Origin of the sequence: Acinetobacter sp. 12966, assembly GCF_031196995.1 — a bacterium.
Classification (GTDB): Bacteria; Pseudomonadota; Gammaproteobacteria; order Pseudomonadales; family Moraxellaceae; genus Acinetobacter; species Acinetobacter geminorum.
Genome location: NZ_JAVIMC010000059.1, coordinates 143663 through 156401 on the forward strand (window position 1 = coordinate 143663; position 12739 = coordinate 156401).

The following is a 12739-nucleotide window of genomic DNA, read 5'->3' on the forward strand; positions in this document are numbered from 1 at the left end:
AAAATTGCCCCTAAGTATAAGGATTTTGTAGGGGAGTGGCAAAGGCTTAATCAAGGGAATACATGATTCGGTCATTTGTTTTTCTGGCTTAGCCACTTTAAGCCTAACCAATAGCAAAAGCCTGTAAATAAGATCATCAGATAGAAACTGTAGATCTTATAAATATGCCACCAAGGGGAAGGGAATGATCCGACAAAAATCAAACGTGTAATAGGGCCAATCAAAATCCAGATCGCAGTTGCGCTGATGAAAATACTCATCAGATTTAAACGATTTTTACGGGCGAGAAAATAGGAAATGATATATGCAAAAGGAATAACCAGAAGGCCATAAAAAAGTAAATAAAATAAGAAGTGGGCTAGAAAAATAACTGCAATCGAATAAAGGTTGAACTCAGCATTTAATATTATTACCCCTAAGGCAGATAAACTCAGCAATGGGATGGGTGCAAGCGCAAGTGCGTGAATAATCATTTTTTTGTTATATTGAAGCATATTAAAAATTATAGAACTGAGAAGAAGTTATGTTGAAATTTTGCTGCAAACTTATTGTTTTATCCAGTCTTTTCTGTAGTCCGTGGCTTTACGCGCAAACCGAAACTGATGAGCAAGATGAATACAACCAATGTGTAGACCAGACCATTAAAGAAATGAAGCTTGAAAGTATTAACAACATGGTTGTGCATAGCTGTTCTGAACAAGCTAAAAAGACTTATGAAGAAAAAATTGTTGCTCTGATTGATCAAATTCGTACACAAAGCGAAGAATACAAACAACCAGAGCGTTACCAAGATATTTTAAAATCTCAGCGACTTTGGAAAGCCTATGTAGATCAGGAATGTAATAATGCAGGCTCATACATTGGCTCACCGATGTATTCATATTGCCCAATGCAAGAGTATGAAAAGCGTGTAAAGCAGCTTGAAGAATACGTTAATTAAGACAGATTATTTTAAACGTCACCTCATGACGCCGAGCGTACTTCACTGGATTAAATTTAAGAATGCAAAATGATATTTTTTAAACGATGCCATAAATGAGTCGTTTGATATGTCTGATCGCATTCGGGAAAAACTACAGATTCTTGCTGATGCTGCTAAATATGATGTGTCTTGTTCATCAAGTGGCAGTGACCGTAAAAATAAAGATAAAGGTTTGGGTGATGCCAGCCATTCAGGAATTTGCCATAGCTATACTGAAGATGGCCGCTGTGTATCTCTCTTAAAAATTCTATTTAGTAATGTATGTATTTTTGATTGCGCCTATTGCGTTTCACGCCGTTCCAATGACGTCCAACGTGCAGCATTTACGGTGCAAGAGGTTGTAGATTTAACCATTAATTTTTATCGCCGTAATTATATCGAAGGCTTATTTTTAAGCTCAGGCATTTTTAAATCGGCAGATCACACGATGGAGCGTATGCTTCAAGTCGTAAAGAAGTTGCGTCTTGAAGAAAACTTTAATGGTTATATTCATCTAAAAACCATTCCGGGGGGCATCTCCTGAACTGATTCATGAAGCAGGTTTATATGCTGACCGGATGAGTATTAATTTAGAGATGCCGACCGAAATTGGTCTAAAAACTTTTGCACCAGAAAAATCACATCAGGAAGTGCAAAAAGATTTAGGTTTGGTCCGTGATAGACTGATTCAGCTTAAAGATGAACGGCAAATCATTAAGCATGTACCGAAATATGTGCCGGCAGGGCAGACTACGCAAATGGTTGTTGGTGCTCATCAAGAGTCAGACCAAGATGTCTTGTTTATGGCAGACAAGCACTACAAAGAATTTAAACTCAAACGCGTCTATTTTTCTGGCTATATCCCAATTAATAATGAAAATAATTATTTACCCGCAGTAGGTTCTGCACCGCCATTACTTCGTGAAAACCGACTCTATCAAAGCGATTGGTTGATGCGTTTTTATGGTTTTGAGGTTAATGAAATCGTCAATGAAAAACACCCAAACTTAGACCTTGATGTAGACCCAAAATTAAGCTGGGCATTAAGGCATCCCGAACAGTTTCCGGTAGATTTAAATCGTGCTGATTATCGGATGATTTTGCGTGTACCAGGCATTGGTGTGAAATCGGCGAAGAAAATTGTGCAAGCTCGCCGTTTTGGAAAAATCCATATTGATTTATTAAAAAAACTAGGCGTGGCCTATCAGCGTGCAAAATTCTTTATTCGCTGCGAAGACAGTCCAAAATTCCAAAAAGAACTATCTTCTGGCTACATTCGGCAACAGATTTTAACGCAGGGTTCCTCGAAATATGTGCAGCAACTCTCGCCACAATTAAGCCTTGGGTTTTAGCCATGTTTAATGAGGAAGTGGCTTACTATTTTGATGGTTCAATGGTTGGGCTGCTGAGCTGTGTTTTTCGTGCATTTCAATTTAAAGAATTACAGGTCAGGCTTTGCCTGAATGATGCAGCTCAGCATGGCTTATTTGCCGATAAAATTGAGATTGCAAATAACGAGCAACATGCCGAACGTGTGTGGTCAGCGTTACAAAAAAAGCTTACACCATCTTCGTTAAAACAATTTTATTTTGCCTCTTTATCTGAATCTTTAGACGCCTATCAGCACTTATTTGATTATTGTATCTATGTGTTTACTAGCCATGTTTCCATTGAAAAAGATTATTCAAATCCTAGTATTTTAGCGATTGTGCAGTGGACGAAAAAGGTCGGGCGAGAGAAGCATCGGATGGAGGCTTTTATTCGGTTTAAGAAAACCAAGGATGAACTTTTTTTAAGTTTAGTACGTCCTGATTTTAATGTTTTACCGCTTATTCAGCCTCATTTTAAACGGCGTTATCAAGATCAACGTTGGCTTATTTATGACGAACAACGCAAGTTTGGAATCTATTATGATTTACGTGAAATACATGAAGTTTCATTAGAAGCCTCGGATGTTGATCGTAATTTAAAAAATGGAATGAGCCAAAGCTTTCAGCTTGAGCTTGATGAGCAGGAAGTTTTATATGATCAGCTTTGGAAGGATTATTTTAAGAGCGTTAATATTACTGAACGGCAAAATATAAAACTTCATGTGCAATATTTGCCGAAGCGTTATTGGCGTTATTTAAATGAAAAATTGATGGAATATTAAAGTTTTAGAATAGTAAGAATAGGTTTAATAAGTTTTCTGATAGTTAAAAGGTATAATTTAAATGCACTTTATGTGGCTTTGGGCGTATACTTTTGCCCGTTATAAATGACGGCATATCCCCTAAGGTGTACTGTGAGTGTTATACAGCGAGAATGGTTACAGATTTTAAAGCCAAATTTTAAAGTTTTACCCTTAAAAGAACGGTTACTTTGCGGTATTGGGGCTTTGTGTGGTTTAGCAATTTCCTCCTTAATTAGCTGGTATGTTCTCGGTGGAATTAATGCATGGTACATCGCCCCAATGGGCGCCTCATCTGTTCTATTGTTTGCTGTGCCGACTAGTCCTTTGGCCCAACCATGGAATGTTATTGTCGGTAATACGTTGGCTGGAATTATTGGGGTTGCTTGTGCGCAGTGGATTCCGGATTTAACCACAGCTTTTAGTGTTGCAGTTGGTTTTGCCATTTTTTTAATGATGACCACCGACTCTTTGCACCCACCGAGTGGAGCGGTTGCGATTACAGCAGTACTAGGTGGGGCCACAATTCATAAGTTGGGCTTTTACTTTATTTTTTATCCAGTTTTACTCAATTCGTTACTTCTACTTGGGTTTGCTGTTTTCTTTAATCGATTGATTGGGCGACATTATCCGGTTACCGCGCATTTAAATGAGCGAAGTAAGGACCCAACGCCAACTCAAAAAGTATCGATTCAGCCGAAAGATATTGAGTATGCATTAGGGCATCACACTGAACTTTTAGATATTAGCCAATACGACTTAGAAAAAATCATTTTAGAAGCTCAGGAACATGCCAATGAGCGTATGGTAAATAAATATATCTGTCAGGATATTATGAGCCGTGATGTGATTAAACTACATGAAGATGATGATATTCATCAGGCACTCGATAAGTTTAAACAAGTGAACTTAATGAGCCTACCTGTAGTAAATACAGAAAATCATTTGGTCGGAACTTTAGCGTTATATGAAGTCGTAGAATGGTTTAAAGGCGCAGCCGACCCAAGAAATTCTTGGCAGCATTATGTAAAACAAATTATGAGCCGTAGAGTGATTACCGTACTGCCAACTCAACCTATTCAAGATTTGGTGCCATACTTTGTTGAAAAGTCTTTTAATTACATTCCTGTGGTTGAAGATCGCAAGCTTATAGGAATGATTAGCCGTGCAGATATGATTGCTGCATTACAGCAACAGTTAAATCGAAAGTTATAATTTTTAGAATAAAAAAAGCTACGGTTGATTAGGGGCTGCAACCGTAGCGACCAAAGTTATTAATTAACGTACTTGTTCTTCATTTACTGTTCGGACGGATTGTCGATAGCCTTCAATATGTTCTGGCTGTTTTTTTGGAATCACTAACCATAAAACCAGATAAACTAAAATTCCTGGAAAGGCAGCACTCATAATTGAGATCAAAACAAAAATGACACGTAATAAAGTTACGTTCCAACCAAAACGTTCAGCAATACCACCCATTACACCGGCGATCATGCTGTGTCGGTTCGAGCGATATAAACCAGAACTGGCCATCTAATTCTCCTTAAAGATAAAAGTTACAAGAAGCTATTGCTCTTGTTTAATAAAAATATGGAGACGAAATAACGGGTTTAAAGTCCTTTAAAAAGTAAAATAGTTAAAATATGTAAAGGATTGAAATGAACGAAACTAACATCTACTAAAATGCACCCTTTCAGGGCTTAAGAGTTTAAAGCGGCAATCAGCTAATACTTGATTTGAAGTGTAAATAGAGCTGTTGCTGTTATCTGTGAATAATGTATATGTCTTTGAAGTGGTCTCGTTTTTCAGTTAAGCATGTGGTTGTAGTGGCTGCGATGTGCATGACACTCAGTGCTTGCGATATAAGCCATACCAACTCAAAAGATCACTCAACTACAAGTTCTAATCATGAAGAAAACTTAATAAAAAGTAGTACGTCTATAAAAACATTGGATTATGTCGCTGGACGAACTTTTTTACCTGAAGATACCTCAGATCAAACCCAAAAATTAAACACAGCCTCATTGCAATATGTAGGGCGATATCACACTCGTATTTCATGCGAGGATGCTTTTGCTGATTGTGAATCAGGCGAAGCAGAATATATTTTAAATTTATTACCAAATGGGTCAGCTTATTGGAATGTTGTCCATTTTGGTCGTGTGGGAAGTAAGGACGGTGCTAAAAGTGCTGCTGTAAATCAGTTATGTCCTACTCTAAATTGGAAAGTAGATGAAAAAGAGCGTGAGTTAACGATTCAATGTCCATTATCTAAAGTTAATTTTTATTTTAATCTTGATTCAAATCAAAGATTGATCACAAATTTAGAAAAATTACTTTATAGCGACTATGGAAAAAATCGTGAATTTTTAGAGCAAAACTATTTTGTTCCAAATCAGGCTTATGTTTTAACTAAAGAATAGATACCTCTTTATATGAAAAGAGCGCAATTTATACTGCGCTCTTTTTCGTTTCACTATTTAACAATGATTAGTAATCGAAGCTAAAGTGTTCCACTGGTAATGATGTTAATGTGCGAGATGTAGTCACCATTGATTCTGCATGACCTTGAGCACGTGGTAATAAACGGTCGAAGTAGAAATCAGCAACTTTGATTTTTGCTTTATAGAATTCAGCAGTTTCTTGGCCGTTACCTGCTTCTAATTTCTCAGAAGCAACCACAGCTTGTTGAGCCCAGAAATAAGCCATCATCACGTAGCCTGAGAACATCAAGAAATCTACAGAAGCAGAAGATACGATGTCACGGTCTTTACGTGCAGCAAGCATGATACGAACTGTTAAAGTGTTCCACTGAGCACAAAGCTTAGTTAAGTCCCAAGCAAAACGACGTAAATATTTATTACGTGCATGGGCAGCACAGAATTTTAGGATTTCAGCAGTGTATTCACGAACCACTTTACCTTTTGAACTTAACAACACTTTACGGCCAATCAAGTCGAGTGCTTGAACGCCAGTTGTTCCTTCATACAAAGTCGCAATACGTGCATCACGTGCGATTTGCTCCATACCCCATTCTTTAATGTAGCCATGGCCACCGTAAACTTGCATACCGTGGTTAGCAGCTTCTAAACCAAGTTCAGTTAAGAAACCTTTTAAAATTGGTGTATAGAAACCAAGTTTATCATCGTAGTCTTCAAAAGCAGCTTGATCACCACGTGCTAAAGCATCTGTCATTTTGTCAGCGATTTGAGCAGCGTAGTAAATCATAGAGCGACCGCCTTCAGCGATTGCTTTTTGAGTTAACAGCATACGGCGTACGTCTGCATGGTGAATGATTGCATCAGCAACTTTATCTGGATCTTTTTTACCAGAAAGCGCACGCATTGACATACGATCTTTGGCATATGGTAATGCGCCTTGGAAAGATAACTCAGCGTGTGCAATACCTTGAACAGCAGTACCAATACGTGCTGTATTCATGAAGGTAAACATTGCATGTAGGCCTTTGTTTACTTCACCGATTAAATAACCAGTTGCATTATCAAAGTTGAGTACCGCAGTTGCAGATGCACGGATCCCCATTTTGTGTTCGATTGAACCACAAGCAACTGTATTACGTTCACCAACACCGCCATCAGCTGTAGGCATGAATTTTGGTACGATGAATAATGAGATACCGCGAGTACCAGCAGGTGCATCCGGAAGGCGTGCAAGTACGATGTGAATGATGTTTTCAGTTAAATCATGTTCACCAGCAGAAATGAAGATTTTTGTACCGGTGATTTTGTAACTACCGTCTGCTTGAGGTTCAGCTTTAGTTTTTACCTGACCTAAGTCTGTACCACATTGAGGTTCGGTTAAGCACATTGTGCCGCTCCAAGTGCCTTCAACAAGCTTAGGCATATATGTTTGTTTTTGCTCATCAGTCCCGAATTGCAAAATAGTGTTCATACAACCAGAACTTAAACCTGGGTACATGGTAAATGACCAATTTGCAGTACCCATCATCTCTGATTTAATCAGGTTTAAAGACATTGGAAGGCCTTGACCACCAAATTCTTCTGGGTAAGAAAGACCTTGCCAACCGCCCATTACGAATTGGTCATAAGCTTCTTTAAAGCCTTTAGGAGTAGTTACTTCGCCGTTGTCAAAATGGCAACCTTCTTCATCACCAGATTGGTTAAGTGGCGACAATACGTTTTCACAATAATCTGCCGCACCTTCAAGAATCATATCAACAGTATCTGGATCTGCATTTTCACCATTTGATAAAGTTTTATAGTGAGCAGGGTAATCTAGTACTTCATTCATTAAGAAGCGGATATCGTGTAGCGGGGCTTTATATGCTGGCATGGCTTTAATCCTAATTTTGAATCATTGTGGGATTATCTGTATCGATGATTTGATTATTCACTCGCATGATAAAAATACAATGTTAATCGCACCCGAAAGAAATGTCAGAAAAGCGAATTTTGTCGAAAATAAATACACCTGAAATTATAATTTCTGCTACATTCAGGACTTATACTTTTATGTGAAAAAACAACTAATTTTCTTATTTTTAGCAAGTTTTGCTAAAAAGATAAAGCGATAAGGTTTTAAAAAAGGTTATGTATTTAAAATATCTCAGTTTATGTTTGTTTAGTTTGGGTTTGACCGCTTGTGCGCAGCATAACCTACGTCCATCTGTAGCATCTACTCAGTTAGATCAAAAAGTCATTCAGGGTATGAATGCAATGTATGAATACCCAAGCTATGACTATCGTGGGAATTTTAAAGTTAGTGTTGATCCAAACCAGTCAAAAAAAATAAATAATGTAGAAAAAACAGCGCAGCTAGATGCTGCAGTGCAAAAAAAAGTAGATCAATATTTACGTGAACAAAAAATTAATTTGAATAAAAAACAGAAGCAGGCGCTGTATGCCGCAATTGCAAATGAGCAGACGGATTCGGGTATTTCTGGTGAATCACGCTCAGAAAAAGTAAACGCCGTATTAATTAATTTATTAAATGATCTTGAATTTAGTTACGATGGTTCGGTTCATTATCGTCAAAAAATGGGGTCTTTAAACCTTACAGCAAGGTATGAAAAACCGACACTTTTGGTACAGGCAAAATTGCCAATGGTACTTGATCTGAAAGATTATAAATTTTACGTTAATTATTTTGGATTAATGCCTTATCTGGTCAATAAAGATAATCAAAATAATTTAGCGTATGTGGATTTTTCAAAGTATAAAAATTTGTTTACGAATGTCGACATGAAGAAATTCGTTGAATATGCGAAAGCTTCTGGCGCTGTATCTTATCGTTTGGCTGAACCACAAAATTTACAGCGTTTATCAGTTAGTGACGCTGAGCGTAAAGCGGGAATTGTAGAAAAAATTCGTTTAAAAGATACGGTTGAAGCGTTATTGCTACAATCAGAGCTCTATAGTCAGGTCAATGCTAAATATCTGCAAAAAAATGTTTTTGGTTTTGATGAAGAAAAGATTGCCGAAACTATAGCAACTGAATTAGCTGCTTCGGAAGCGAAGAGTAAAGAGGGTAATGCTGATGGGCAAAAAGTTTCTTCTGAAGATGCAGCCGCAGTTAGCCAGCAACTTTATTCACTTATTAATGCTCATTTTGGTAATGCCTTAGATTCTGAATATGGTGATGAAGACCAATCAAGTGCAGCTCAAGATGGGGCAGTTGAAGAGGAAGCTTCTGATACGGCCCAAGCGGAAGATGTTGCTGTAGCAGATGCTGAAGAAGTCGCACAAGATGAAGAAGTGGCTTCACTTACAGAAGATCAGTGTGTTGAATTACAGTCTCAAAAAAGTCCAGTTGCCTTAGGTGATATTAATTACTGTCAAATTTACGGTATTGATGTGCTTGATCAGAGTGCTGTAAATACCGAAAAAACTCAGATTAAAGCTCGTCAAGCTGCATTGAAACAAACTTTTGCTGCTTATGATCAAAACCAGTTTGTTGATGATGAAGCATTCAAAGCTCTATGGATCAAGCATAAGGCAGAAATTGAACAAGCTTTACCAAAACAAAGAAATCCGGTTGCGATTGATGTCGGACTGGATGAAAAGGGCCGTTTAGTCAACGCGGATTATGATATTGCGTATACACCAGCTGAATTTAACCATCGCTTTAATATTAAAGCAGACATGCAAATTCTCAATTATGGTAGAGCGACCCCAATTAATCAGCAGCAACTTAAACAAGCTAAATCAGTTGCAGAAGCAAGCAAAGGTTCTTTATTTGAAAACTTCATAAAAGGGTTTAGTGAAAAACTTGGGCAGAGTGATGTTTCTGAGCATCCAGTTGGCGCTCATAGCGATGTACAAGATTTAGACTCGACTCTGGCGCTGTTGGCTAACCAAACTTATGATGCAACACATGCTTATGACAAGACGTATAAGGCTGTGTTTATTGCAAAATTGACTGCCGAAAAACCGTCATATATTCATTATTATTCAGTTCAACAGTTGCAAGAAATTGCCGAGGTTTATGCTTACTGGTTCTCTGAAGAGGAAACCTATAACCCACAAGGTAAAGCTTTAGAACGTATTGAGGCGTTGCAGAAAAAGCATCATCTTGAGCAAGAAGACCAATTTGATAATGACTTAGGCCGAGCTGTGGACCATATTGTGATCACAACAATACAAGGTGAAGCTGGGCGTGAAGCATGGCAAAAACTACAGAAACAATATAAGCAACCTGCAGAGCTTTTCTCAAAACAGTATCAATTAGAGTTTGAAAAACAAAATGGTAGTTCTGACGAAGAAAAACACTTGTTGTCAGAAACAGCTGATATTTTAGGTAAAGTTTATATCGCTGCTCGCAAACAGCAACTTACGGAAAAAACAATTCAGAATTTAAAACCTGAACATAATGAATTTATTGATTATGAGATTTTCCGAGATGTTTATAAGCAGATGGTTGCAGCAAAAAAATAATAGCTGAGATAAAAAGAACCTACTTAAGTAGGTTCTTTTTTGACTTATAGAAAATCTTTTAATTCTGGCTTTACGCCATTCCAAATATAGAAAGCTTCAATGGCCTGACCAACGAGCATGCCAAAACCTTCCGCATAAGGTACATTGCGCTGTTTGGCTTGATCAAGAAAGCTAGATGGCTTGCCATAGGCCATCTCATAGGCATATTTGAACTCTAAATTTTCTGGTAGTTGTAATGCATCACCAGACAGGCTTGCAGAAGTTGCATTAATTACAATATCAAATTTCCCTTCTAGCTCATTTAGAGAAATTGCTTGTAATTGAGCTTGCGGGACTGCTGCTTTTAAGTCATCTACAAGTTGATCAGCACGAGCAATAGTCCGATTTGCAATCACAATCTTTTTAGCGCCAGCCTGCACAAGCGGGTAAATAACACCACGAGTTGCACCACCAGCACCTAAAATTAAAATAGTTGTATTTTCTAAGTTCCAATCTAAAGCTTCAATTGCGGCAACTAAGCCTTGGCCATCTGTATTGTCACCATGTAATTTGCCATCTTTCATCCAAAGTGTATTTACAGCTTTGGCAATTTGAGCACGTTCAGTCAGCACATCACACAAAGCAAACGCCTGTTCTTTAAACGGCACGGTAACGTTCATGCCAATCCCGCCATTTTCAAAGAAACTACGCATACTCGGCTCAAAACCATCAAGAGGCGCGAGACGTTTTTGGTAATTTAGGTCAACACCTGTTTTTTGAGCGAAAGCATGATGCAATTCAGGAGAGCGTGATTGTTCGATGGGGTTGCCAATTACTGCAAACTGTTTGGTCATTCTTATATCCAAAATTTTAAAATGGCATGAGGCAGATAAAGTCTGTACTGAATTTTCAGCAGGTCTCACTATAAGCCAAATTTTAATAAGAAAAAATATTTGAATGAGATTCAGAAAATTGAAAATAAAAAAGGAGATTCTTTAGGGTGGAAGCCAAAGAATCTCCGAAAAGCAAAAAATTAAGCAACTTTTTCTTTTAGGTTTAACCAGTCACGAGGTTTTAAGTAATAGTCGGTTAAACGTTTCTCTGGTGAGTCTTCATCCCATTCTGGACGATACGACCAAGCTGCAAGATTAGGCAGGCTGACTAAAATAGACTCGATACGTCCACCTGTTTGTAAGCCAAACAATGTTCCGCGGTCATAGACTAAATTATATTCGACATAACGACCACGACGGTAAAGCTGGAACTCTCGTTGAGCTTCGGTATAAGGCTGTTCACGATGTTTTTCAAAAATTGGCAGAATGGCATTTAAATAACCATTGCCTACAGCTTGGATATATTTAAAGCAGGTTTCGAAATCCCAGCAATTTAAATCATCAAAGAATAAACCACCGACACCACGCTGTTCATCTCGATGTTTTAGATAGAAGTAATCATCACACCATTTTTTATGTTCAGTGTAGACATTGTCGCCAAAAGGCTGGCATAGGTCATGTGCGGCTTGATGCCAATCGATAACATCCTGTTCATCTGGATAGAATGGTGTTAAGTCAAAACCACCACCAAACCACCAAATTGGATCTTGTCCTTCAGGCTCTGCAACGAATAAACGTACATTGGCATGGGAGGTTGGAATGTTTGGGTTTTTGGGATGAATGACTAATGACACACCAAGCGCTTGTGCTTTAGCACCAGCAATTTGAGGATGTCTTTCTGTAGCAGAAGCGGGCAGTTTACTAATGTTGATGTGAGAAAACATCACACCACCCTTTTCAATCACGGTGCCATTTTGTAAAACTCGTGAACGACCACCACCACCTTCTGGACGTTCCCAATCATCAATAATGAATTCACCCGTACCACCGCCAGCTTTTTCTTGTTGTTCTAAACCAGCACAAATACGGGCTTGTAAATCGAGGAGAAATTCGCGGACACGTTGAATATCTGTTGAAGTCGGATGTTGCATAGTGACCCTCAAAGATGATTGAGATAGGAGATAGATACATCAAAACACAAAACCATAAAAAAAGTAAGGGATTTTTGAGAAATGTCTTAAAAATCCCTTCCAATTATTTTTAAGTTTATAATTTTGTTTTAGAAATCATCTTTTTGATAAAGGTGATCCATGCGTTCACGTTTAGTTTTTAAATATTGTTCATTAAAAGGATTACGTCCAACCGTTAACGGAACACGACCAACCACATTAATACCTTGATCCTTGAGTGCCTGAATTTTCAAAGGATTGTTAGTAATTAACTTAACTTCTTTTACTTTTAAGTGATCGAGCATAATGCTACACATGTCATAACGGCGCGCATCAGCTGGCAAATTTAAAAGTAAATTTGCATCTACCGTGTCATGACCTTGATCTTGTAAGGCATACGCACGAATTTTATTCGTAAGCCCAATACCACGGCCTTCTTGGCGTAAATATAAAATAACGCCTTGACCTGCTTCGTTAATGAGCTTTTGAGTTGCCTGTAATTGAGGGCCGCAGTCACATTTTAATGACGCAAAAGCATCACCTGTTAAGCATTCTGAATGAACACGTACTAAAACAGGGCCTGTGGGTGGATTTTCTAACCCTTTAGACAGTGCCACATGTTCTTCACCTGATACTGGATCTTGAAACACAGAAATATTGAATTCACCAAAAGCAGTCGGGAGTTTTGATGTTGCAATGAACTCTATAGGCAC

11 protein-coding genes and 1 pseudogene are annotated in these 12739 nt (G+C 38.1%); 6 read left to right on the top strand and 6 right to left on the bottom strand.

The features are described 5' to 3' along the window. Positions 1-71: 71 nt before the first annotated feature. Complete coding sequence (locus tag RFW85_RS09255) at positions 72-494, bottom strand: hypothetical protein (protein ID WP_002019653.1); 423 nt, start codon at positions 492-494, stop codon at positions 72-74. Positions 495-523: 29 nt separating this feature from the next. Between RFW85_RS09255 and RFW85_RS09260 the strand changes: the two genes are divergently transcribed. The 4 genes and pseudogenes from RFW85_RS09260 (at position 524) to RFW85_RS09275 (ending at position 4346) form a co-directional block, all read left to right on the top strand. Then, a complete protein-coding gene (locus tag RFW85_RS09260; RefSeq protein ID WP_000910993.1) occupies positions 524-940 on the top strand; it encodes a lysozyme inhibitor LprI family protein in 417 nt (138 codons plus the stop codon). A gap of 109 nt (positions 941-1049) precedes the next feature. Next, positions 1050-2313, top strand: a pseudogene (locus tag RFW85_RS09265) (putative DNA modification/repair radical SAM protein). A gap of 2 nt (positions 2314-2315) precedes the next feature. Further along, a complete protein-coding gene (locus RFW85_RS09270; RefSeq protein ID WP_309171463.1) occupies positions 2316-3113 on the top strand; it encodes a TIGR03915 family putative DNA repair protein in 798 nt (265 codons plus the stop codon). A gap of 132 nt (positions 3114-3245) precedes the next feature. Beyond that, a complete protein-coding gene (locus RFW85_RS09275) occupies positions 3246-4346 on the top strand; it encodes an HPP family protein (RefSeq protein ID WP_309171464.1) in 1101 nt (366 codons plus the stop codon). Between the two features lie 63 nt (positions 4347-4409). Here RFW85_RS09275 and RFW85_RS09280 read toward each other — a convergent pair whose 3' ends face one another. Continuing rightward, positions 4410-4664, bottom strand: a complete 255-nt coding sequence (locus tag RFW85_RS09280; protein ID WP_002116779.1) for a PspC domain-containing protein — start codon at positions 4662-4664, stop codon at positions 4410-4412. Positions 4665-4912: 248 nt separating this feature from the next. On the opposite strand from RFW85_RS09280, the gene RFW85_RS09285 reads away from it, so the two are divergent. Beyond that, a complete protein-coding gene (locus RFW85_RS09285; protein ID WP_309171465.1) occupies positions 4913-5554 on the top strand; it encodes a hypothetical protein in 642 nt (213 codons plus the stop codon). A 67-nt stretch (positions 5555-5621) separates the two neighbouring features. Here the strand turns inward: RFW85_RS09285 and RFW85_RS09290 are convergent, their stop codons facing one another. Beyond that, positions 5622-7445: an acyl-CoA dehydrogenase C-terminal domain-containing protein gene (locus tag RFW85_RS09290; RefSeq protein WP_002116803.1), complete on the bottom strand. Its 1824-nt coding sequence runs from the start codon at positions 7443-7445 to the stop codon at positions 5622-5624. A gap of 257 nt (positions 7446-7702) precedes the next feature. On the opposite strand from RFW85_RS09290, the gene RFW85_RS09295 reads away from it, so the two are divergent. Continuing rightward, the gene (locus RFW85_RS09295; protein WP_309171466.1) at positions 7703-10045 is read left to right on the top strand and encodes a hypothetical protein; all 2343 of its coding nucleotides are present in this window, start codon (positions 7703-7705) and stop codon (positions 10043-10045) included. A 44-nt stretch (positions 10046-10089) separates the two neighbouring features. On the opposite strand, the gene aroE is transcribed toward RFW85_RS09295, so the two are convergent. The 3 genes from aroE to ribA all read right to left on the bottom strand — a co-directional run bounded on the left by aroE (position 10090) and on the right by ribA (position 12739). Beyond that, a complete protein-coding gene (gene aroE, locus RFW85_RS09300) occupies positions 10090-10878 on the bottom strand; it encodes a shikimate dehydrogenase (protein WP_309171467.1) in 789 nt (262 codons plus the stop codon). A gap of 179 nt (positions 10879-11057) precedes the next feature. Continuing rightward, complete coding sequence (gene hemF / locus RFW85_RS09305; protein ID WP_309171468.1) at positions 11058-12008, bottom strand: oxygen-dependent coproporphyrinogen oxidase; 951 nt, start codon at positions 12006-12008, stop codon at positions 11058-11060. A gap of 128 nt (positions 12009-12136) precedes the next feature. Next, positions 12137-12739 (bottom strand): GTP cyclohydrolase II, encoded by a 603-nt coding sequence (gene ribA, locus RFW85_RS09310; RefSeq protein ID WP_002116908.1) that lies wholly within the window; start codon positions 12737-12739, stop codon positions 12137-12139.